Source organism: Streptomyces sp. NPDC053750 (genome assembly GCF_044544295.1).
In the GTDB taxonomy this organism is placed as follows: Bacteria; Actinomycetota; Actinomycetes; order Streptomycetales; family Streptomycetaceae; genus Streptomyces.
In genome coordinates this window covers 841658-863646 of record NZ_JBITXB010000002.1, presented here as the reverse complement: position 1 = coordinate 863646, position 21989 = coordinate 841658, and the positions used below count along the sequence as shown (strand labels likewise).

Below are 21989 nucleotides of genomic sequence, written 5' to 3'. Positions count from 1 at the left end.
TCTCAGGCGTCCGCCGGGGGCAGGAGCACCTCGAAGCGGCAGCCGCCCGGGATGTTGCGGACCGTGGCGCGGCCGCGGTGGGCCTCGACGATGCCTCGTACGATGGCCAGGCCCAGGCCCGCTCCGGCCGGGGGTGTACGGGCGTGGGTGCCGCGCCAGCCGGTGTCGAAGACGCGGGGCAGGTCCTCCTCGGGGATCCCACCGCAGCCGTCGGTCACCGAGACCACCACGCCCTCGGGCGACCGCTCGGCGGCGACCGCGACCGTGCCGTCGGCGGGAGTGCGGCGGATCGCGTTGACCAGCAGGTTGCCCAGGACCCGGCTCATCTCCTTGCCGTCCACCTCGACCGGTACGGCGGCCACGGCGTCGCCGACCAGCCGTACGCCGTGCTCGCGGGCGAGCGGGTCCGCGCCCGTGAGGGCGTCGCCGACCAGGTCGTAGAGGGAGATCCGGGCCGGGGCGAGGGGGAGCGTGCCGGCGTGGATGCGGGAGAGTTCGAAGAGGTCGCCGACCATGTCGTTGAGGCGTTCCACCTCGGTGCGGATCTGCCGCAGGTAGCGGGCGGGGTCGGCGGCGACGCCGTCCTCCAGGGCCTCGGACATGGCGCGCAGGCCGGCCAGCGGGGTGCGCAGGTCGTGCGAGATCCAGGCGACCAGTTCGCGTCGGGAGCTCTCCAGGGCGCGTTCCCGTTCGCGGGACTCGGCGAGCCGGGCACTGGTGGCCGCCAGTGCCCGGCTGAGGGCGTCCAGTTCCGCGGTGGCCGGTGTGATGGGGGCCGCGTAGTCGCCGTCGTCACCGAACGAGCGGGCCGCCGCGGCCAGTTCACGGCTTCGGGCGACCACCCAGCGGCCCAGCAGCAGCGCGGTGGCCAGGGAGACGACGGCCGCCATCGCCACGACCGTCGTGACGACGGACAGGTCGTGCGGAGACAGGAACATCGCCCAGGCGACCGCGAGGGTGCCCGCGAGCATCGCGAGGACGGCGACGGCTGCCACGACGGCGAGAGACGCCGTCAGCGAGCGACGCCGGATCAGCCGCAGCACGCCCGCGCCGACCAAACCGGCGGCGGCGGCGCCGGAGAAGGCGTAGAGGGCGATGAGGAGGGTGTCGTGCACGTCAGTCCGTCTCCCGTCCGGCGGGGTCGAAGCGGTAGCCCACGCCCCACACGGTCTGGATCAGCCGGGGCCGGGCCGGATCGTCCTCGACCTTGCCGCGCAGCCGCCGTACATGGACGGTGACGGTGGACAGGTCGCCGAAGTCCCAGCCCCACACCGCGCGCATCAACTCCTCCCGGGTGAAGGCCTGCCCGGGGCACCCGAGGAAGAAGGCGAGCAGGTCGAACTCGCGCAGCGTCAGGGCCAGTTCAACGCCGTCCTTGGTGGCCCTGCGGGCGGCGGGATCGACGGTCAGGCCGCCCGCGGACGGCGGGCTCGGCGCCGCGGCGGGCCGAGTCCGGCGCAGGACCGACTCCACCCTCAGCACCAGCTCCCGCGGGCTGAACGGCTTGGTCACGTAGTCGTCGGCGCCTACTTCCAGGCCCAGGATCCGGTCGTCCTCGTCACCACGGGCGGTCAGCATGATCACCGGCACGGGTCCCGTTCCGCGTATCCGCCGGCAGACCTCCAGACCATCGATGCCGGGCAGCATGAGGTCCAGTACCACCAGGTCCGGCCAGTGCGCGCCGGCTCGGGTGAGCGCGGTCGGACCGTCATCCGCCCGGTCGACGACGTGACCCGCGCGTTCCAGGTACCCGGCGACGACTTCCGCGACCGTCGGGTCGTCGTCGACGACCAGAATCCGGGCGGGACGGGCAGGGGGTCGTCCGGCCGGCCGGTCGGGGGACACCTGCGCGGAGGCGGGCTCGTGGGACTGCATGCGGCCAGCCTCGCACTGCGCACCCGCGGACGTCGCCGCCGAGGGCGGCCCCAGCCTCGACGTCCGCGTTTCGTAAGGAACAGAAGTCCGATACGCGCGCATTGTGCTCGTAGGGTGAAAGTCGTGACCACCTCGCCCCCTGCGAACGTCGACGTCGTACTCCCGTGCCTGGACGAGGCCCGGGCCCTGCCTTGGGTCCTGGCCCATGTCCCGGCCGGCTGGCGCGCGCTCGTCGTCGACAACGGCTCGACCGACGGTTCGGCGGACATCGCCCGCGCGCACGGCGCCACGGTCGTGACCGAGCCGCGCCGTGGCTTCGGCGCCGCCTGTCACGCCGGGCTGACCGCCGCCACCGCCGACGTCGTCTGCTTCTGCGACTGCGACGCCTCCCTCGACCCCGCCCTGTTGGTCCCCTTCGTGGGCGAGATCCTCGCCGGCAGCACCGACCTCGTCCTCGGCCGCAGACGCCCGCAGGGGCGAGGTGCCTGGCCCGCGCACGCCCGCGCCGGGAACCTCGCCCTCGCCCGGATGCTGCGCCGCCGCACCGGCCTGCGCCTGCACGACCTGGGACCGCTGCGCGCCGCCCGCCGCGACGCACTGCTCGGCCTCGACCTCACCGACCGGCGCAGCGGCTATCCGCTCCAGATGGTGGTCCGCGCCGCCGACGCGGGCTGGCGGATCACCGAGCACGACGTCCCCTACATGCCGCGCACCGGCGCCTCGAAGGTGACCGGCACCTGGCGCGGCACCTGGCACGCCGTACGGGACATGCGCCGCGTGCTGTCCGAGGCACCGGACGTCCGAGAGGAGAGCACCAGGTGAGCGCCGCGACCACCCTCCTCGTCATCGCCAAGGAACCGCGCCCTGGCCGGGTCAAGACCCGGCTCACCCCGCCCTTCACCCCCGCCGAGGCGGCCGCGCTGGCCGAGGCGGCCCTCGTCGACACCCTGCACGCCGTGGCCGCGACACCCGCGCGCCGCCGGATCCTGGTGCTCGCCGGAGAACCGGGCCCCTGGCTGCCGCCCGGCTTCCACGTCGTACCGCAGTGCGGGGGCGGCCTCGACGAACGGCTCGCCGCCGCGTTCGCCGGGTGTGCGGGGCCCGCCCTGCTGATCGGGATGGACACCCCGCAGGTGACGCCGGAACTGCTCGACGTGGACTTCTGCGACTACGACGCCTGCTTCGGCCCGGCCGAGGACGGCGGTTTCTGGGCCCTCGGTCTGTCCCGCCCTCGACCCGCCCTGCTGCGGGGCGTACCCATGTCGACGCCGGAGACGGGCGCCGTGCAGCGCGAGCGGCTCCTCGCGGCCGGGCTGCGGGTACGTGACCTGCCGCTGCTGCGGGACGTCGACACCGCCGACGACGCACGGGCCGTGGCCGCACTGGTCCCGCACGGGCGCTTCGCCGCCCGGCTGGCGGAGTGCGCACCGGTCGCGGGCCGGCGGACGAGCCGGTGAGGGCGGCCGCGCGTGCGACGTCCGGCCGGCCGTCCGCGCCTCCCGCCGCCCGGTCCTGGGAGGCCTGCGACCCCTACGCCGCCGCGCTGCGGGCCGGTCGGGGGCCGCTGTTCCTTCGGCGTACCGACGGCTGGCTGCTGCCGCTGAACGTGGAACGGTGGTGCGCGCGGGCCGACGCGGTCGACCTGGAGGTGCTCGACCGGTGTGAAGGTGCGGTGCTGGACGTGGGCTGCGGCCCCGGTCGGCTGGTGGCGGAGCTCGCCGCCCGGGGCCGTACCGTCCTCGGCATCGACGTCAGCGAGGCCGCCGTGGCCCGCACGGTCCGCACCGGCGGCCAGTCGCTGCGTCGTTCCGTCTTCGAGCCGCTGCCCGGCGAGGGACGCTGGGACACCGTCCTGCTCATGGACGGCAACATCGGCATCGGCGGCGACCCCGGTGCCCTGCTCGCCCGCGTCGCCGCCGTGCTGGCACCCGGCGGCCTGCTGATCGCGGAGACGGCCCAGGCGGACGTGGACGAGCGCGCCCACGTGCAGGTCGTCGACGACACGGACGGCCGCGCGCCCGGCAGTCCCTTCCCCTGGGCGCGGGTCGGCACCCGCGCCCTGCTCCGCCACGCGGCGTCCGGCGGCTGGCGGACGGCCGATCAGTGGACGTCGGAGGAACGCCGCTTCGTGGCACTGCGCAGCAGCAAGAGCAGCGCCGAGCCGCCGAACAGCACCGCCGTGATCAGCAGCCAGCGGGTGAGGAACCCGTCCGCCGACAGCCCGGAGACCGACCGGTAGCGCGCGTCCACCCGGCCGCTGATCAGCGGGAACCACACCAGCAGGAGCAGCGCCGAGAAGGCGGCCGGCACCCGCACGTACGGCACCCAGTCACGGTGGCCGCCCCTCCCCAGCCCTCGTACCAGGGCCCGGTCCGCCACCGCGTACAGAGGCAGCAGCACCAGGTCGTGCAGCAGCGCCGCCCCCACGAACCACAGCGCCACGCCGAGCCAGTCGCCGGCGAGCAGCCGCACCCCCGCGTAGCCCGCGAGCGCGAACGAACAGGCGCACAGCAGGATCGTGAAGGGACTGCCGATCGAAGGGCGCGGCGGCCTCAGCCTGCTGAGGAGGTTCATCCCAGGTCTCCGAACGTCATCCGCGCCACCCACTTGGTGTTCAGCACGCCGGGCGCGGCGGGCACGATGATCCGCGCAGGGTAGCCGTGGTCCGGGCTGAGCGTCTCTCCGTTGACGTACAGCGCGAGCAGGGAACGCGCGTCGGCCACCTGGTTGCCCCGCAGGGCGCCGCTGCGGAAGGCGCCGCGGCGCTGGAGGGACTCGACGAGCACGTCCGGCGGGTCTCCGTCGAAGCCCACCAGTGCGGCGAGATCCCGCAGCCGCACCCCGCGCCACCACTGATCGGAGGTGGACCAGCCCTCGACGCAGGCGATGGGCAACGCGGCGCTGTGGAGCGGCAGGCGCAGCAGGTCGGCGCGGCCGAGGCGGACCGTTCCGGTACGGCCGACGAGGACGAGCCGCCACGTGTCCTCGCGCGTCTCGGCCGCGTCGATGCCCGCGTACGCGGCGGTCTTGTTGATCTGGAAGCCGTTCGGGCCGCTGCCCGGTTCCGCCCCGCCGTGCGGCGCGAGCACGGCCGTCGCGCGCGCCACTCCGTCGAAGTTGCGGCCGGCGCTGGTGGCGAACAGCAGCAGCGATCCCCCGCCGACCGTCCACAGCGCCCCGCGTCGCGACACCGTCGGCGCGTCGGGCCGCGACGCCACCAGGCCGTCATGCTCCTCCCCTCCCCCGGCACGCATCCGCCGCACGTTGCGCACCGCGGCCGGCGCCTTCAGTGCGACGTGCACGAGGAACGCGGAGAAGAAGACCCAGGCCCCGTAGAAGTGCAGTGGATAGAAGGAGCCAGGAAAGAGGTAGTCCAACTGGACGTTGAGGACACCGGTCACGAACTGGAACAGCGCGCCTCCCACCAACAGCAGCAGCGAGACCCGCTCCAGCGCGTGGGCGAGCGAACGGGCCGGCGGCAGCGTGAACAGCCTCGGCACCACCGACCACAGCTTGGCCAGCAGCACCGGAATCAGGGTCAGCCCAAGGGTCACGTGCACGCCCTGGGTGAGGCGGTACAACCAGGAGGGTTCGGTCGGCCAGGCGAAGAGGTAGAAGCCGAGGAGCCCCTTGCCCGGGGTCTTGTCGTTGACCGGAGACAGGTCCGGGTTGTAGGCGGCGTACGAGAGCAGCCCGGTCACGAACAGCACGTTCGTCCCGACGAGCAGGACGAGGCCGAGTACCGAGGTGAACCAGGGGCCGCGCAGAGGGCTGCGCCAAAAGCGCGGCGAGGACGGAAGCCGTGAGGCGAGGTCGCGCATGGTCCGACCGTAGGCCGCGACCGGCACCCGCAACGGTCCACCACCCATGACGAAACGCTGACGTCCGCCGTGCGCACCCACCGACGCGCGATCTTCGTGCCTACGGTGCCGGTGTGACCCGCCTCCGCTCCGTTCCCCCCGACCTGTACGCCGCCGCGGCCGCCGCGCTGCTCGTGACGGCCGCCGTGCTGGTCGGCCGATACCGGTTCGCCTACGACGACCTGATCGTCGGCTGGCCGCCGCTGCTGGGCCGCTGGGACCCGCATGTGGGCCCCGGCACGCCGGCGGCCGTCGTGGTCGCGGTGGCGGCCGTGGCGTACGGCCCGACCGTCGCCGTCCGCCTGCCGTGGCGCTCGCTGCTTCCCACGGCGTGGGGTGCGGCGATGGCCTGGACCTGGTCGTTGGCCCTGATCGACGGCTGGCACCGGGGCATCGCCGGCCGCCTCACCACCCATCAGGAGTACCTGTCCGTCATCGGCCGTTGGAACGACATCCCGGCGACCCTGCGCGACTTCACCCAGCACATCCTCCTTCACTCCCCCGACAACTGGCCCGCCCATGTCGCCGGTCATCCCCCGGCGGCCACGCTGACCTTCGTGCTGCTCGACCGGATCGGGCTGCGCGGCGGGGGCTGGGCCGGGGCCTGGTGCATCACCGTCGGCGCGACGGCGTGCGTGGCGGTGCTGGTGGCGGTCCGCGCTCTGGCCGGCGAGCGGCTCGCCCGGCGAGCGGCGCCCTTCCTGGTGCTGGCACCGGCCGCGGTGTGGATGGGCACGTCCGCCGACGGCTACTTCGCGGCGGTCGCCGCGTGGGCCGTGGCCCTGCTGGCCCTCGCCGTCTCGGGGCGCTCGCTGTGGTGGGCGGCCGGCTCGGGGCTGCTGTTCGGCCTGACCTGCTACCTCTCGTACGGGCTCACGCTCTTCGCGGTGCTCGGGGCAGCGGTACTGGTGCTGGGCAGGCGCGAAGTGCGGGAGCGTCCGCTGCTGTTCGTGCCGCTGCCGGCGGGAGTGGCGGTGGTGCCGTTGGCGTTCGCCGTGGCCGGGTTCGACTGGTGGGAGGCGTACCACCTGCTGGTGACCCGCTACTACGAGGGCGCGGGCGGGGTCCGTCCGTACGGCTACTGGGTATGGGCCAACCTCGCCTGCACGGTCCTCATCACGGGCCTGGCAACGGCGGCGGGCCTGCGTCGAGCCACGCTGGTCCGGCGGCACGGTGCGGATGTGCGCGCCGAGGACGTCCGCCTCACCGTCCTCGTCGCCGCCGGGCTGCTCTGCCTGCTCGTCGCCGACCTGTCCGGCATGAGCAAAGCGGAGACCGAACGCATCTGGCTCCCCTTCGCCCTGTGGCTCCTGCCGGCCTGCGCTTTCCTCCCTAACCCGCGCGCCTGGCTGGCAGCGCAGGCCGCCTTGGCCCTCCTCCTCAACCACCTGCTCGCCACCGGCTGGTGAGCGCCTCCTGTGGCGGGCTGATCAGTGGCTCGGATACAGCTGTCCGCTCAGTGTTCACTGATGAGTCGTGGGACCGGATCCAGCCGTTGATGCCGCAGTCGCCCGGACGACGGCTCCCGGGCCACGGCAGGGCCGACCGGAGCGTAAGAGTTTCGTCATCTGCCGAGCGGCCCATGTCGGCCGGTTCTCGCCTTGAATGGGTGCAGGTCGACGACTGTCGGGAGGGACGCAATGGGAAGTCTTCGAAGTGTGCTGGTCAGACCATGGGTGATCGTTGCGCTGGGCGTGACTGTCGCCGTGGGTGGTTTCGGGTCCTACTGGTTCCAGCCATGGAAGCTGTGGCAGGAAGAGACCGTCAACGAGGCCCTGCCCGAGGCCGCGCCTCCCGCGCAGCCGTCGGCCGGGGAGCCGACCGGCGGCACCCCTCCCACGTCGGCCCCGGCCGGACCGGTGACCCTGGCCAGCGGCGGGTTGATCAGCCACGAGCACGCGACCTCGGGAACAGTGAGACTGGTACGGCTCACCGACGGCTCCCACGTCGTGCGGGTCGAGAACCTCGACACGAGCAACGGTCCCGACCTGCGCGTGTGGTTGACCGATGCGCCGGTGAAGCGAGGGACGGCCGGCTGGCACGTGTTCGACGACGGACGGTACGTCAGTCTCGGCAAGCTCAAGGGGAACAAGGGCAGTCAGAACTACAGGGTTCCGGCCGACGTCGACCCGTCCCGTTACACCAGTGTGAGCATCTGGTGCGACCGCTTCGACGTCTCCTTCGGCGCCGCTGAACTCGCCCGCGCCTGACGGTGGGCGCGCCCCCTCTGAACAGTCATGGGTGAGCGCGCCGGAACCGTCCTCGGCACATCGCCGCGGCCTTCACCCTCACCGTCGCCCCCGCCGCCGGGACACCACCCCTGTCTGCACCACGCACTCCCCCACGCCGGCGGCTCTCTCACAGGCGTGGGGGCACCCGGCTTCCGAGGCGTCGCCACCAGGTACGACGAGACCGTCACCTCCTACGAAGCGGCGATCAGCCCGGCGTCGTTACTCCTCTGGCGAGATCTGGTTCACAGATGCCTCTGAACAGCCACAGCCCGGTGTGTACGAGTGCGTGGCGAAGGAGGCCTCGGTGCTCTACCCGGACGCGCCTGTCTCCGTCAGCTGAGGGCCGTCCCTTCGGTGCGGCACGAACGGTGGGCGAGCTGTTCCAGCTGGGCAGCAGCTGCCCTCCAGGCTCCCAGCTCCTCTGACCGCACAGGTTCACAGGGTTGGCGGTGGTGGTGATCGGATGTGCGGCCTCGACTGCCTGGGCCCTCGGAGGGCGGGGGGCCGTCCCCGCCTGCTCGGCGTCCGCTGGGGTGGGCGATCCTCAGGGCCTTTGCTCCCCCGGGCGCCATACGTACCGGACATCCGGCTCGCGCTCCTCGTTGCGGTGCCCGTCGGTGGACTCGGCAGCGATGAAGCCGTGCCGCTCATAGAAGCGACGCGCCGACTCGTTGACCTGGAAAGTCCACAGTGCCAACCCGGCCGGGCGACGCTGCTTCGCCAGGTGTACGAGGCGGCCGCCGATGCCCCGGTCCTGCCAGGCAGGATCGAGATAGAGCTGATCCAGGTCTTCGCCGTCCAGCACCATCATCCCGACCACCGAGCCATCGATCGTCGCCACCCACGTCTCCTGGTCCGGCACGACCACCTCGCGGAACCGGGACCGGACCTGGTCGTCCGTATGCGCCCGGCGCACGCCCGGAAGCGCCACCGCAAAGGACCGCAGCCACACCTCGGCCACCGCAGCTGCGTCGGAGGCGACCGCGCGACGGACGACAAAGTCGTTGATCTCCACAGTGACGCATGCTCGCAGACACACGGTGCTCGCGTCAGCACGTCCGCTGCCGGACCCCTCGCAGCCGGGCGTGCCGGACGGCTCAGCCCGCCAGGCGGGCCATCCACGCCTCGATCTCGTCCGCGGCGCGGGGCAGGCCCGACGACAGGTTCTGGTGGCCGTCGTCGGTGACGACGAGGTCGTCCTCGATCCGGACGCCGACGCCCCGCCACTCCTCGGGCACGGTCAGGTCGTCGGCCTGGAAGTACAGGCCCGGCTCGACGGTCAGGCACATGCCGGGCTCCAGCACGCCGTCGACGTAGTCCTCCGTGCGGGCCCGCGCACAGTCGTGGACGTCCAGGCCGAGCATGTGACCGGTGCCGGCCATGGTGAAGCGCCGCTGCAGGCCCAGCTCGTACGCCCGGTCGACGGGGCCCTCGATGAAGCCCCACTCGACGAGCCGCGCGGTGAGATGGCGCTGGGCCGCCTCGTGGAAGGCGCGGTACGGGGAGCCAGGCTTGACCGCAGCCATACCGGCCTCCTGGGCCTCGTACACCGCGTCGTAGATCTCGCGCTGCAGGGGCGTGAAAGTGCCGCTGATCGGCAGTGTGCGGGTGACGTCGGCGGTGTAGAGGGAGTGCGTCTCCACGCCGGCGTCGAACAGGAGCAGGTCTCCCGGGCGCACCGGACCGTCGTTGTCCGTCCAGTGCATGATCGTGGCGTGCTCGCCGGCGGCGCAGATCGAGCCGTAGCCCACCGCGTTGCCCTCGAGGCGCGCCCTGCGGAAGAAGGTGCCCTCGATCCAGCGCTCCGACGAGGCGATCGCCCGGGAGAGCTCCCCGACGACGTCGGTGAAGCCGCGCACCGTGGAGTCCACGGCCTTGCGCAGTTCTTCCAGTTCCCAGGCGTCCTTGACGAGTCGGAGGTCGCTGAGCGCGTCCTCCAGTTCGGCGTCCCGCTCGGCGTCGGTGGTGACGGCGGCCTCCAGGGCGGGGTCGATCCCGCGGACGATTCGGGTCCGCGGGCCGGAGGCGGCGGCCAGGTCGGCGACGGCGGTGCGGACGTCGCGGCAGGGCAGGCCGAGTACGCGCTCCGCTTCGGCGAGCGAGCGGCGCCGGCCCGTCCACAGTTCGGCGTGGGCTCCGGTCCAGAACTCGTCGTCGTCCCTGCTGTCGCGGGGCAGCTGGTAGCAGTAGGCGTCGTGGCCGCCGTCCGCGCGGGGTTCGAGGACGAGTGCGCCGTCCCGGGCCTGGTCGCCGGTCATGTGGACGTAGCCCGTGTACGGCCGGAAGGGGTAGGTGTCGTCGTTGGAGCGGACCTTGAGGTTGCCCGAGGGGATCACGAGGCGTTCGCCGGGGAAGCGTGCGGAGAGCGCGGCGCGGCGGCGGGCCGCGTGCGGGGCCTGCTCGGCGGGCTGGAGGTCGTGTCGTTCCGTGTCGGCCCAGCCCGTCCGCATCAGGGCGGACAGCTCGGCGGAGATGCTCGGGTAGAGGCTGTTCTTGCGCCGGTTCGACACGTCGTGCACCTTCCGTTGGGCTTCCATGGAGCTGCCGAGTGGGCGTACCCCGCCGCCGTTCCGGGGCGGCATTCGGACGGTACCGCCCGGCGACGGTTCCCGGTGCCCGAGCGTGCCAGTGGCACTGATCGGCCAGGGACCCGGCGGGAGCTGGGACAATCGCCCCATGGAGAACGGGAAACTCGGCGATGCCCTCCGGATGCTGGGGCTCGACGACACGACGTGCCGGGTCTACCTGGCCCTGCTGGAGCTGGCCCCCGCTCCCCTGGAGGCGGTCGGCGCGGCGGCCGGGCTGGGCGGGGCCGACCTCGCCGCGGCGTACGGCGAACTGGCGGACGCCGGCCTGGCCAGTGCCGCGGCCGGGGACGGGGACGTGGTGGCGCCGGTGCCGCCCGCGGCGGGCCTGGAGATCCTCGCCCGGCACCGGGCGGCCGAGCTCGAGGAGTCGCGCATCGCCGTCGGAGGCGCGTTCGAGTCGTTCCGGCGCCGCCGGCTCGCCGCCTACAACGACGATCTCGTCGAGGTCGTCACCGGGGAGGCCGTCGGGCCGAGGATGCGCCACGCGTGGGCCAGCGCCCGCGAGCAGATCCGGCAGTTCGAGTCCCCTCCGTACGCGCCGCTGGCCAGTGCGACCGACGACGCCCTGGCGACGCTGGCCCGCGGGGTGAGGCAGCGCGTCGTCTACTCGCGGGAGTCGCTGGAGCACCCCGGCCATCTGAAGGACGTCATCGAACCCTGCATCGAGGCGGGCGAGCAGGCCAGGGTGCTGCCGTCGGTGCCGGTGAAGCTCCTGATCATCGATGAGGCGTACGCGCTGGTGTCGTTGTCGATCAAGGAGGCCGACGTGCACAACACCATGCTGGTGGTGCAGCCCTGCGGCCTGCTGTCCGCGCTCACCGCCCTGTTCGAGCAGGCCTGGCAGAACGCCCTGCCCCTCCACGGCCGCACCGCTCGCCCCGCCGGGCTCCCGCCCGACGACCGCCGGCTGCTCCGCCTGCTGGCCGGCGGCGCGACGGACGAGGTCGTCGCCCGTGAACTGGGCATCAGCCGCCGTACGCTGTTCCGGCGCCTCCAGATCCTGATGACGCGGCTCGGCGCCGCGAACCGCTTCCAGATGGCTCTGCAGGCGCAGCGCTCGGGCTGGCTCTGACCCGGCCGACGCCGGCTCCCTCACACCTCGATCGTCGTGCCGTCCAGGAACGCGAGCGACACCGTGGGACTCCCGGCGCCCGCCCGCACGGACACCACCTCGCGCAGCGCCCCCGGGTGGATCCGGTCGCGGGACAGCGCCACCAGGGACACATGCGTGCTGCGCCCCCCGGGGTGCCGGTCGAGACGCAGGTACGGGATCGCGGAGCGGGGCCCGAAGGCGTTCGACTGGACGTCCCGGGCCACCTCCGCGGTGCCCTCCTCCGTGTCGTCGCCCCAGCCGTGCAGCGCGATGACGGCGCTGCTGAGTCCGTCGGCCGTACGGGCCAGCGCCCAGCCCGGCCCGGTCAGCGCGGCGGGGCTCTCCGCGTGTGCCACCGCGTGCCCGCCCTCCCGCACCGACGCGCCTTCGGGTGCTTCGATCCGGTGGACGCGGATCTCCCACGGGCCGTGCAGCACGCTGGTGGTCTCCACGCGGTACCGGTGGTCGTCGCCCGGGAGGCGTGCGGCGTACCAGGACGCGGCGATCCCTTCCTCGCAGCGAAGGGGGTGGATCCGGGTGCGCCGTGACGGTGCGCCGCTCGGTGTCAGGAGCGCCAGGTGGTTGTCGACGGCCCGCGCCACCGCGTGCGGGGCGGTCTCCGGGGCCGTGGCGGTCGAGTAGGCGAGCTTCGCGTAGTGCGGGTCGTCGTCGCCGTGGGCCGGGTCGGCGTCTTCGGCCGGGGGCGGCTGGTGGTCGCTGCCGTGGTTGATGAGCCTGACGATGCCGTCGTGCCGGGTGCCGTGCAGCAGCCAGCCCGGCGCCGGGAGCGTCCTGCGGGTGTCGGACTCCTCGACGGGCAGGGGCAGTTCCCGCTCCGTCCAGACCGGGTGGTCCGCCGGCAGCAGCAGCCCGAGGAAGGCCTTGCTCGCCCAGTACGGGGAGGCCGGGCCGGAGTAGGGCTGGGTGACGGGGAGGAAGGTGTCGTACCAGCCGAGCGGCAGCAGCCCGCGTTCGTCGGGGACACCGTGCTCGACGAAGTGCCGCAACGTGCCGGAGGCCAGGCGCCGCGACAGTCCGGGGGCGAGCGGCGTGCAGTCGGCCAGCACGCCGGTCCACACCGGGGCCAGGGCGGCGAAGCGGTAGGCGAGCGAGCGTCCCTGGTGCACGGGCGCGCCGTCCGCGCCGAAGAAGTGGAGGTAGTCCTCGAGGAACCTGCTCAGGCGTTCCCGGTGGACCGCCGTCCGGCCTCCGTCGTCCTTCGCGATCCGTGACCACAGGAGCGGGTAGAGGTGCAGTGCCCAGCCGTTGTAGTAGTCGTAGTTCCGGCCGTCCCCGTCGGTGTACCAGCCGCCGCCCCGGTACCAGTCCTCGATCCGGTCGAGGCCGGACTCGATGTCCCGGCGGCTGTGCGGGGCGCCCACCGAGGCCAGGAACTCCTCCGACACCACCTGGAAGAGTCGCCAGTTGTTGTCCCAGGTCCGCCCGCCGACGAAGCCGGAGAACCAGTCGACGACCCGTTCCTGCACCCCGGCGTCCAGGCGGTCCCAGATCCAGGGGCGGCTCTCGTGCAGGGCGACGGCGATGGAGGCCGCCTCGACCATCTGCTGCGAACAGTCCGTCAGCGCGGGCCAGGCCTCCTTGCCGCCGCGGTCCGTGCCCGCCGCGAGCCCGGCCGCGTAGCGCTCGGTCAGTGCCGGGTCCACGGCGCCGCCCGCGCCGGCGGTCCGGAAGGCCGCGAGCAGGAAGGACCGGGCGAACCCTTCGAGTCCGTCCGACACGACACCCGACCAGCTGCCGCGGCCCGGCAGCCGGTACTGGGCGAAGCCGGGTGTCGCGTACGGCACGAGCGCGTCCAGCATCCGGTCGGCCGTCGCCTCCCAGTGGGCGCGGGTCCATCCGGTCCGTGGGGACAGGACCCGGTCGGTCGGCGGCAGGTGCAGATGCGGTGCGACGGACATCGTGCTTCTCCTCGGGACGGTCTACTGGATGAGTTCCGCGCGGTGGGTGTGGCCGCGCGACCCGCCGACCGCGACGGTGAGACGGCCTCTGCGGCCGGGGGTGACGCCGACCGTGTCGTCCGCCTCGGCCACGGCGCGCACGCGGAACGGCAGCTCGACGCCGACCGTGGTCAGGGCGCGGCCGGGGTCGGACACGGCCACCGAGATCCGGTGACCGCGCCGCAGGACCAGCACCGAGGCCGGGCCCGAGGAGCTGATCCCGGCCGCCGTGCCCGCGGTCCAGAAGTTCGCCGCGGTCAGGCCGAGCCGGCGGGCCTGCACGGCCTGGACGGCGGCGTCGTTGGCGACCACGTGCACCGGACGGGAGCGTGCCCAGGCGGCGGTGGCGGTGGCGGACGCACCGGGCAGCAGGGCGTGGGCGTACCCGGCCCCGGTGGGCGAGACCCCGTGATCGATCCAGAGAGTGAGATAGCGCCGGGTGACCGGGGTCGCCGAACCGGCCGTGTCCGCACCGGTGTTGATGTCCCGCCAGGTACCGGTGCGTTCCTCCCGCAGGGCGTGCAGTGCGGTCGCCACGGGGAAGACATAGCCGCCGACGCCGTCCACGTGCGCCCATCCGGCCCGGCCGAACCGCCCCGACCAGCCCTGCTCGTCGGGTTGCCGGACGCCGTCGATCACCAGGCGTGGCCTGCCCTCGCGCCCCAGGTTGCGGTTCTCGACGACCGTCTCGACGGTGCGGCCGTCGGTGGCGGTGATGTCCGCGCCGAGGGAGATCACCGCGTCGTCGATCAGGAACCACGACTTCTTCGCCCGCAAGGTGCTGCCGGACGCGCCGATCAGTTCCATCGCGACGGCACCGTAACGGTCGTGGAGCACCGAGCCGCCCGCGACGGTGTTGGCCGGGCGGTAGGTGGACGTGCCGCCGCCCGTGCCGAGGTCGGTGCGCCGCCGGGTGTCGACCGTCGTTCCGGGCAGCCGGTACGGGTCTACGGTCGGCCAGAAGGCGTCGTTGAACTGCGCCAGGTCGTCCGTGTCGTAGAGGTGGGCCATGCCGTCGCCGGTGTACCAGCCGTGCAGGTTCTCCCCGTTTCCCGCCTCGTACGCCGCGATGCGCCTCGAGGAGAGCGAGAGGGCGTACGCCCAGCGCGGGCGGTGGTGGACGACGCGGTCCATGTCGGCGAAGACGTGGAGGCCGCCGGTCCGCTGCCGGGCGACGACGCCGGCGTCGTCCATGACGTCCTTGGCGAGGACGAGTTGAGGCAGACCGGCGAGCGTGGCGAAGGGTGTGGTGCGGTTGCGGGTCAGCCAGCCCTTGGCGAGCGCCCGCCAGCGGTCGGCGTACGTCCCGGGTGCGCCGGTCGCCAGCAGCAGGATCGCCGCGACTGCCGCCGCGCCGTCGCGGTGGTCGCCGGCCCGCTCCCTGGAGACGGCGCGGCCGCGCACGGCGTCCATCATCAGCCCCTCGAAGATCACCGGCGTGAAGCTCCGCTCGACGGCCTCGTACAGCACCGAGACCTGGGGGTCGGTGACCTCCCACGGGGAACCGGCCAGCAGCGAGAGGAGGTGGGCGATGCCGCCGAGGAGGACCACGCCGTACGTGCCGGTGTAGGCGACCGTGCCGTGCTGGACGAACGAACCGTCCTCGTAGAAGCCGTCGCCCGAGGAGACGTACCGGAACAGGCTGTTGCGCCCGGCGTCCCGTACGTCGGACAGGGCGTCCCGGGCCGATACGATCTTGGTGGCGTCCTGGCCGAGCAGACCGCGCAGGGCGACGATCACGGCCTTGTCGGCGCGGTTGGCGCCGGTTTCTGCGAGCGTGGGGGCGTTGGTGCGGCGGTCCGCGTCGGGGCAGAACCGGTCGACGACGGACAGGTAGTCCGCGAGGTCGGCGGCCGGCAGCCGGTCGCGCAGCAGGACGGCGGTGTCCATCAGGGCGCGAGGAGCACCGATCTCCCAGAACCACCAGTTGCCCGTCTCGCGCCTGGTCGCGTTGTAGGCGGCGTCGTGGGCGAAGCGCAGCGCGGCCACGAGCGCGTCGGCCACCGCGGGGTCCGCGGTGAGCGAGGTGCCGGGCGTGGCCCAGGCGGTGGCGATGGTGCGCAGCCTGGTGTAGCTCTGCCCGAAGTTGCCGGGGTCGGCCACCGGGGCGAGCTCGGCCCAGAGGGCGGTGCGTGCGGGGTTGCGGTCGAGGGTCTCCCACAGGGTCTTGGCCGTGGTGTCCAACGCGGCGACGGCCGCGGCGAGGCCGGGGTCGGCGGGGTCGAGGTCTCCGCCGGTGAGCAGGGCCTCGGCACGCTCGAGGAGCGCGGGAACGTCGGCCTCGGCGGGGGCACCGGCTCCGTCGGCCACCGCGGGCGCGGTGGGTGTCGCGGCGTGTGCCGGGCCTGCCGGGGTGACGAGCGCGGCGGCACCGGTCGCCGCGGTCGCCGTCAGGAGGGAGCGTCTGGTGAGTCGCACAGGGGGTCCTTTCGTCCCGGTCAGTCGGTGAGCGTGCTGGGATCGACGGGCGGTTGCGGCAGGTGCAGCGCGGCCAGCTCCGCCCTGCCGGTGGCGTCGATCGGGAAGGCCCAGGTGTGCACGAAGAAGTCGGTGAGGTCGTACCCCGCGATACGGCTGGAGTAGGTGGCCAGGGCCCGGTAGCGCTTGGCGTTCTCCGTGTAGTCGGACTGGGGGTTCTCCTCCCGTACCAGCTTGTGCAGGCGGGGCCAGAAGTCGTCGCCGAACGCCAGCTCCAGCTGGCGCAGGGGCACGAGTTTCTCGTACGCGCCGAAGGACTTCTCGTAGGTCAGTCCGGCCGTGCCGAACTTGCGCCGCGCGGACTGGAAGTGGTTCAGGCCCGTGGTGGCGTCGACCGTCAGCAGGTTGGACGGCTGTCCCAGGGTGCGCTGCGCGGCCAGTGAGTAGATGTTGACGGTGACCTCGGTGAGGCCGCCCGGCTTGTAGGCGTACTGCTGATGCAGGTGGCCCAGTTCGTGGTAGAAGCCCCAGCCGCGGGTCCGCAGTCCGGTGACGGTGGTGGCCCGGTCCAGGTAGGCGCGCGGGAAGCCGTTGTAGCCGTGTGTGGCGTAGGCGCCGACACCAGTGGGCACCTTGGTGACCTCGGTGAAGTGGTACGGCCCCGCCTTCCTCCGGTGCACCGGGCGTGATCCGTCCAGACCGCTGATCCGTGCGTGCGAGTCGGTGATCGTCTCGATCAGCTCCAGCAGCGCGGTGTGGTCCTCGTCGCGGTGCAGGAGCGCGCCCTCGCGGGTGAGGGTCATGATGGTGTTCGGGGCGTGGAGCTCGACGTACGGGCTGGCGGCCAGTGTGTCGAGGCGCTGCTGGTACACGGCCTCCGTGGTCTCGCCCAGGGTGAACACGGGCATCGGTACGGCGCCCGAGCGGAACAGGACGCTCGCCTGCTCGCCGTCGCCGGTGAGCGTCAGATAGACCGGGCCGCCGTGCGGGTCGGTCACCGTGTTGGCGCCGGCGACCAGGGGATACCTGCGGGGCTCCTTGATCTCCCCGTAGTAGTCCCAGGCGCCGATCCAGAGGGTGGGGACGAGGTCGTCGTGCGGCCGGACCGTGAGCGCGAGGGCGGAGCCGGGCTCGGCGTACAGCCCCGTGGGGTGGAACTCGCTTCCCCGCAGGGCCTGTCCGAGCCGGAGCCGTTCGGTCTCGCCGGCCGGCCGCGCGGTGACGAGGGCGGCGGCCTGGGGCCGTCGGCCGCGTGCCGAGGCCGGTCCGGCGGCGCCGAGCGCAGCCAGGGCTCCGGCGCCCGCCGCCGAGGCGAGGACGGCGCGGCGGCTGACGGAGGACGGCGCGGGCGTGGCGGGCGAGGGGGACGCGGAGGGCGTCGAAGTGCGCATGCGGAACTCTCCCTGCGGTGGATGGGCGCGGGACGGAGGCGTGCGGGGCGCGAGGAACTCCGCGACAGCATGTAAGCGGTTACCACGAGGCCGCAAGAGGGGTGGGGAAGTTACTGCCTTTTTCTATGGCTTGCTGAGGTCCATCAGGGACAGGGTGTGCAGTAATCGGTCACAGTCAACCGCTCTTCGCGGTCCGGGGTGCCACGGACTCGCGTACCACGATGTGCGTGCCCAGCCGCAGCGCACCGGTCGTCGGTTCGCGCCAGTCGTCCTCGTCGCCGCCGGACACGGCCAGGCGCACGGCCTGGCGGCCCATCTCCTCCAGCGGCACATGCACCGTGGTCAGCTTGGGCCGCATCTCCTGCGCGACCGGGATGTCGTCGTAGCCCACCAGGGAGATGTCCTTCGGCACCCTCCGTCCGGCCTCCTCCAGCGCCTGGGCGGCACCGGCGGCGACCATGTCGTTGGCGGCGAACACCGCGGTGAACTCCGGCCCGTCCCGGAGCAGTTCCGCCATACGCCGGTGGCCGAAGCCGCGGCTGAACGCTCCGGGGTGGACCAGTTCCGGGTCGGGCGTCACTCCGCGCAGTTCGAGCGCGCGGCGGTGCCCGGCCAGCCGGTCGCGGGTGGTGGAGAGCCTGGGCGGCCCGCCCAGGTACAGGATGCGCTCGTGGCCCTGCATCAGGAGGTGGTCGGTGATGGCGAAGGCGCCGCCCTCGTTGTCGTACTCGACCGACACGGTGGGGACGTGCTCGCCGAGCGGCGGCCGGCCGCACAGCACGAGCTTCGATCCGTCCGCGTCCAGCTCCCGTGCCCTGCGGGCCAGTTCCGATGTGTAGGCCCGGTCGGCGATGCTGCCGCCGACCACGATGACCGCGTCGGCCCGCCTCTCGTGCATCAGCTCGACGAAGGCCAGCTCGCGCTGCGGGTCGCCCTGGGTGCAGCAGACCAGACAGAGCCGGCCGCCCAGCGTGGCCTCCCGCTCCACTCCGCGGGCGATGTACGCGTAGAAGGGGTCGACGACTTCGTTGACGATGATGCCGACCGTGCGGTTCGAGACGCCGGCGAGGGCGCGGGCGTGCGCGTTGACCACGTAGCCGAGCTCGCGCATCGCGGACTCGACCCGTTCCCGGGTGGCCTGCGCCACCGGGTAGTTCCGGTTCAGTACGCGCGAGACGGTCGCCGTGGAGACGCCGGCGAGGCGCGCCACGTCGGTGACCGTGGCCCGCCGCTGCCCGTCCGCGGCCGTGCTCTGCCTGGGCATCCGGTGCACCCCCTGCTGACTGTCGTGTGACGAAGAGCCTAGAGCCTGCGGTCCCTGGGCGTTCACGCGATCCGCCCCAGGTCGTCCCGGTGCACCGGGTGCGCGAACGCCCGGCCGTCCGCGTAGCGCTCCAGCTCGTCGACGGCCAGCGCGCCGAGGCGCCCGACCTCGTTGCCCTGGGCGCCCGCCAGGTGCGGGGTGATGAAGACGTTCGGCAGGTCCCACAGGGGGTGCCCCTTCGGCAGGGGCTCCGGGGAGGTCACGTCGAGCACCGCGTCCAGCCGCCCCTGGACCAGGTGTTCCGTCAGCGCCTCGGTGTCCACCAGGGCACCCCGCGCCGTGTTGACCAGCAGGGTGCCCGGCCGCATCAGGCCGATCCGGCGGGCGTCGATCATGCCGCGGGTCTCGGGGGTCTCGGGGGCGTGGACGGTGACCACGTCGCTCCTGGCCACCAGGGTGTCCAGGTCGGTGGGGGTGACCCCGAGCCGGAGCGCCTCGTCGTGGGTGACGTAGGGGTCGTACAGCAGGACGTCGGCGTCGAGGATCCGCAGGAGTTCGACGACCCGGCGGCCGATCCGGGAGGCGCCGACGACCCCGACGGTCAGCCCGTGCGTACCGAGCCAGTGCTGACGGTCCAGGTCGGCCCCGGTGCGGTGGGTGCGACGGGAGCGGAACAGCTCGGCCAGCGGGAACACCCGTTTCGCGCCCATGATGATGGCGGCCAGCGTGTACTCGGCGACCGGCACGGCGTTGGCCGCCGCGGCGGAGGAGACGACGATGCCCCGGTCGAAGGCGGCCGGGGACAGGAACGTCTTGACCGTTCCCGCCGCGTGGATCACGGCCCGTACGGCGGGTGCCCGTGCGAGCAGTTCCGCGTCGACCGGCGGGCACCCCCAGCCGGTCAGCAGGACCTCCGCTCCGGCCAGGGCCGCCGCGGCGTCCGGCGAGACGAACTCGCTGATGACGCAGGGGGCGTTCAGGTCGGCGATGTCCTCCAGCCGGGCCCGCACGGGTGGCGGGAAGACGACGTCGAGCAGTCCGGGACTCATGACCAGCACCGTGCGCGGCCGCCTGGGTGCCGTCGATGTTCCATCGGCCCCGGAACGAGCCGGCACCTCTTCGGTGGTTCGCACCCTGCCTCCGGACAGTAATCGTGTTCTATGGAATGACCGGCACGCTAGGGAGCCCCGGGCCCGGCCGTCAAGCATCGGGACCGCTCAACTGGGCGCTTTTGAACGCCTTTTACGGGTACGTCCTGCGGAAATCCACACGGGGAGCGATGTGTAACACAGCCGTTCCTCCACATCTATTGACGGTGGGGTTAACCGCTTACTAACTTGCCGCCGCAGAAGGTCACCAAGCGCCACCCAGCCGAACAGGACGCGCCATGGCTGAATCAGCACCCCCGCTGCCGAAGGACCGGACCCTGTGGCAACGGATCAAGCGGGACCGGGTGATGCTGCTGCTCGCACTGCCCGGACTGCTCTACTTCATCGTGTTCCACTATGTGCCGCTGCTCGGTTACGTCGTCGCGTTCCAGGACTACGAGCCGTACCTCGGGTACATGCACAGCGTCTGGGTGGGCTTCTCCAACTTCACCGCGGCGTTCGGTGAGACGGCGTTCTGGACGGCGACGTCCAACACCCTGGAGATCGCCCTCATCCAGCTGGTGTTCTTCTTCCCGGTCCCCGTGGCCCTGGCCCTGCTGCTCAACAGCATCACCAGCGACCGCATCAGACGCTTCGTGCAGAGCGTGGTCTACCTGCCGCACTTCATCGGCTGGGTGATCATCGTCTCGATCTTCCAGCAGCTCCTGGGCGGCGCCGGCCTCCTGCCCGACGTCCTCGCGGGGCTCGGTCTGCCGCGCTACGACATGATGAGCGACCCCGACGCATTCCCCTGGCTCCTCACCCTCCAGGTGGCCTGGAAGGACGCGGGCTGGGGCACGATCATCATCCTCGCCGCGCTGCTCAACATCGACAGACAGCAGTACGAGGCGGCCGCGATCGACGGCGCCGGCCCCGGGCGCAGGCTCTGGCACGTCACCCTGCCGGGCATCGCCCCCGTCCTGATCCTCCTGCTCATCCTCAACCTCGGGCAGATCCTCTCCGTCGGCTTCGAGCAGATCCTGCTCCAGCGCGACGCGGTCGGCCCGGACGCCGGTGAGGTCCTGGACACCTACGTCTACTACCACGGCATCAAGGACAACGACTGGGGCGTCGCCGCCGCCGTCGGCCTGGTCAAGGCCGTCATCGGCACCGCACTCGTCCTGGGCGCGAACAAACTCGCCCACCGCCTCGGCCACGAAGGGGTGTACCGCGGTGCTGACCGCTGAGAAGACACAGCCCGGTTCCGTACCCACGCAGCCGCCGAAGCGGGCCGGCCGCCCCGCGGTGAAGAAGTCCGACGGCCGGCCGCCGTGGATGGAGAAGCCGACCCTCGCCGGCCGGCTGGCCAAGGGCGTGGCCCTCGTGATCGTGGTAGCCGCCGTGGCCTACCCGCTGCTCGGTGTCATCGGCACCAGCTTCGCCTCCCAGAGCGACATCATCCGCTCCACGGGCCTCGTCCTGTGGCCCGACCACCCCACGCTCGACGCCTACCGCACCATCTTCACCGGCGGCGTCGTGACCCGGGCGCTGCTGGTCAGCGTCGGCATCACCGTCGTCGGTACGCTCGCCAGCCTCCTTGCCACGATCGGCATGGCCTACGGGCTGTCCCGCCGCGAGGTCACGGGCTCCCGCTTCATCCTGATGACGGCACTGTTCACCATGCTGTTCAACGCGGGGATCATCCCCAACTTCCTGCTCGTCAAGGGCCTCGGCCTCTACGACACCTACGCGGCGCTGGTACTGCCCACCCTGGTCAGCGCGTTCAACCTGGTCGTCCTGCGGTCCTTCTTCATGAACCTGCCCGAGGAGCTGTACGACGCGGCGAAGGTCGACGGAGCGGGCGACCTGACCGTCCTCGTACGGGTGGTGCTGCCGCTGTCCAAGGCCGTGCTCGCCGTGATCAGCCTCTTCTACGCCGTCACGTACTGGAACGCCTTCTTCAACGCGCTCCTGTACCTCAACGACTCCGACAAGTGGCCGCTGCCGATGGTGCTGCGCACCTACGTCCTCCAGGGCCAGAGCCTCAACAGCGTCTCCGCCGGCGAGGCACTCGCCCCGCAGCAGGCCGTGCAGATGGCGGTCCTGGTGATCGCCGTCGTGCCGATCCTGCTCGTCTACCCCTTCCTCCAGCGCTACTTCACCAAGGGCGTGCTCACCGGGGCCGTCAAGGGCTGAGCGCGAGCAGTTCCGGCCCCGTCCCAC

At 72.5% G+C, this 21989-nt stretch carries 18 protein-coding genes; 8 read left to right on the top strand and 10 right to left on the bottom strand.

Translation table 11 applies throughout. The features are described 5' to 3' along the window. Positions 1–2: 2 nt before the first annotated feature. Together ACIGO6_RS09285 and ACIGO6_RS09280 are read right to left on the bottom strand one after the other, a co-directional pair. On the bottom strand, positions 3–1115 hold the full coding sequence (locus ACIGO6_RS09285; protein ID WP_399873453.1) for a sensor histidine kinase: 1113 nt from the start codon (positions 1113–1115) through the stop codon (positions 3–5). A 1-nt stretch (position 1116) separates the two neighbouring features. Continuing rightward, the gene (locus ACIGO6_RS09280) at positions 1117–1875 is read right to left on the bottom strand and encodes a response regulator transcription factor (protein WP_399873451.1); all 759 of its coding nucleotides are present in this window, start codon (positions 1873–1875) and stop codon (positions 1117–1119) included. Between the two features lie 114 nt (positions 1876–1989). On the opposite strand from ACIGO6_RS09280, the gene ACIGO6_RS09275 reads away from it, so the two are divergent. Genes ACIGO6_RS09275 through ACIGO6_RS09265 form a run of 3 tightly spaced genes read left to right on the top strand, consistent with a single transcriptional unit; the run spans position 1990 to position 4114 of the window. Continuing rightward, a complete protein-coding gene (locus ACIGO6_RS09275) occupies positions 1990–2697 on the top strand; it encodes a glycosyltransferase family 2 protein (protein ID WP_399873448.1) in 708 nt (235 codons plus the stop codon). Beyond that, positions 2694–3332 carry a DUF2064 domain-containing protein gene (locus tag ACIGO6_RS09270; RefSeq protein WP_399873446.1) on the top strand — a complete coding sequence of 213 codons (639 nt, stop codon included), beginning with the start codon at positions 2694–2696 and terminating at the stop codon, positions 3330–3332. The genes ACIGO6_RS09275 and ACIGO6_RS09270 overlap by 4 nt, the downstream gene beginning before the upstream one ends. Beyond that, positions 3296–4114 (top strand): class I SAM-dependent methyltransferase, encoded by an 819-nt coding sequence (locus tag ACIGO6_RS09265; protein WP_399873443.1) that lies wholly within the window; start codon positions 3296–3298, stop codon positions 4112–4114. The genes ACIGO6_RS09270 and ACIGO6_RS09265 overlap by 37 nt, the downstream gene beginning before the upstream one ends. A gap of 331 nt (positions 4115–4445) precedes the next feature. On the opposite strand, the gene ACIGO6_RS09260 is transcribed toward ACIGO6_RS09265, so the two are convergent. Further along, a complete protein-coding gene (locus ACIGO6_RS09260; RefSeq protein ID WP_399873440.1) occupies positions 4446–5696 on the bottom strand; it encodes a molybdopterin-dependent oxidoreductase in 1251 nt (416 codons plus the stop codon). Positions 5697–5809: 113 nt separating this feature from the next. Here ACIGO6_RS09260 and ACIGO6_RS09255 point away from each other — a divergent pair, with 113 nt between their 5' ends. Both ACIGO6_RS09255 and ACIGO6_RS09250 read left to right on the top strand, forming a co-directional pair. Next, positions 5810–7144, top strand: coding sequence for a hypothetical protein (locus ACIGO6_RS09255; RefSeq protein ID WP_399873438.1), 1335 nt, complete (start codon positions 5810–5812; stop codon positions 7142–7144). Positions 7145–7375: 231 nt separating this feature from the next. Continuing rightward, positions 7376–7945, top strand: a complete 570-nt coding sequence (locus tag ACIGO6_RS09250) for a DM13 domain-containing protein (protein WP_399873435.1) — start codon at positions 7376–7378, stop codon at positions 7943–7945. A 565-nt stretch (positions 7946–8510) separates the two neighbouring features. Here ACIGO6_RS09250 and ACIGO6_RS09245 read toward each other — a convergent pair. Together ACIGO6_RS09245 and ACIGO6_RS09240 are read right to left on the bottom strand one after the other, a co-directional pair. After that, the gene (locus ACIGO6_RS09245; protein ID WP_399873432.1) at positions 8511–8981 is read right to left on the bottom strand and encodes a GNAT family N-acetyltransferase; all 471 of its coding nucleotides are present in this window, start codon (positions 8979–8981) and stop codon (positions 8511–8513) included. A gap of 82 nt (positions 8982–9063) precedes the next feature. After that, positions 9064–10476 (bottom strand): aminopeptidase P family protein, encoded by a 1413-nt coding sequence (locus tag ACIGO6_RS09240; RefSeq protein ID WP_399873431.1) that lies wholly within the window; start codon positions 10474–10476, stop codon positions 9064–9066. 166 nt (positions 10477–10642) lie between these two features. Between ACIGO6_RS09240 and ACIGO6_RS09235 the strand changes: the two genes are divergently transcribed. Beyond that, the gene (locus ACIGO6_RS09235; RefSeq protein WP_399873429.1) at positions 10643–11626 is read left to right on the top strand and encodes a LuxR family transcriptional regulator; all 984 of its coding nucleotides are present in this window, start codon (positions 10643–10645) and stop codon (positions 11624–11626) included. Positions 11627–11646: 20 nt separating this feature from the next. Here the strand turns inward: ACIGO6_RS09235 and ACIGO6_RS09230 are convergent, their stop codons facing one another. The 5 genes from ACIGO6_RS09230 to ACIGO6_RS09210 form a co-directional block, all read right to left on the bottom strand. Beyond that, a complete protein-coding gene (locus ACIGO6_RS09230; protein WP_399873426.1) occupies positions 11647–13566 on the bottom strand; it encodes a DUF2264 domain-containing protein in 1920 nt (639 codons plus the stop codon). Positions 13567–13587: 21 nt separating this feature from the next. Further along, positions 13588–16023 (bottom strand): polysaccharide lyase 8 family protein, encoded by a 2436-nt coding sequence (locus ACIGO6_RS09225; protein ID WP_399873425.1) that lies wholly within the window; start codon positions 16021–16023, stop codon positions 13588–13590. Between the two features lie 20 nt (positions 16024–16043). Further along, complete coding sequence (locus tag ACIGO6_RS09220) at positions 16044–17414, bottom strand: M60 family metallopeptidase (protein WP_399873422.1); 1371 nt, start codon at positions 17412–17414, stop codon at positions 16044–16046. A 175-nt stretch (positions 17415–17589) separates the two neighbouring features. Next, on the bottom strand, positions 17590–18678 hold the full coding sequence (locus ACIGO6_RS09215; RefSeq protein ID WP_399873420.1) for a LacI family DNA-binding transcriptional regulator: 1089 nt from the start codon (positions 18676–18678) through the stop codon (positions 17590–17592). Between the two features lie 62 nt (positions 18679–18740). After that, positions 18741–19727, bottom strand: coding sequence for a hydroxyacid dehydrogenase (locus ACIGO6_RS09210; protein WP_399873417.1), 987 nt, complete (start codon positions 19725–19727; stop codon positions 18741–18743). A 338-nt stretch (positions 19728–20065) separates the two neighbouring features. Here ACIGO6_RS09210 and ACIGO6_RS09205 point away from each other — a divergent pair, with 338 nt between their 5' ends. Both ACIGO6_RS09205 and ACIGO6_RS09200 read left to right on the top strand, forming a co-directional pair. Next, complete coding sequence (locus ACIGO6_RS09205) at positions 20066–21013, top strand: ABC transporter permease (RefSeq protein WP_399873415.1); 948 nt, start codon at positions 20066–20068, stop codon at positions 21011–21013. Between the two features lie 88 nt (positions 21014–21101). Then, positions 21102–21962, top strand: a complete 861-nt coding sequence (locus tag ACIGO6_RS09200; RefSeq protein WP_399873636.1) for a carbohydrate ABC transporter permease — start codon at positions 21102–21104, stop codon at positions 21960–21962. Positions 21963–21989 lie beyond the last annotated feature (27 nt).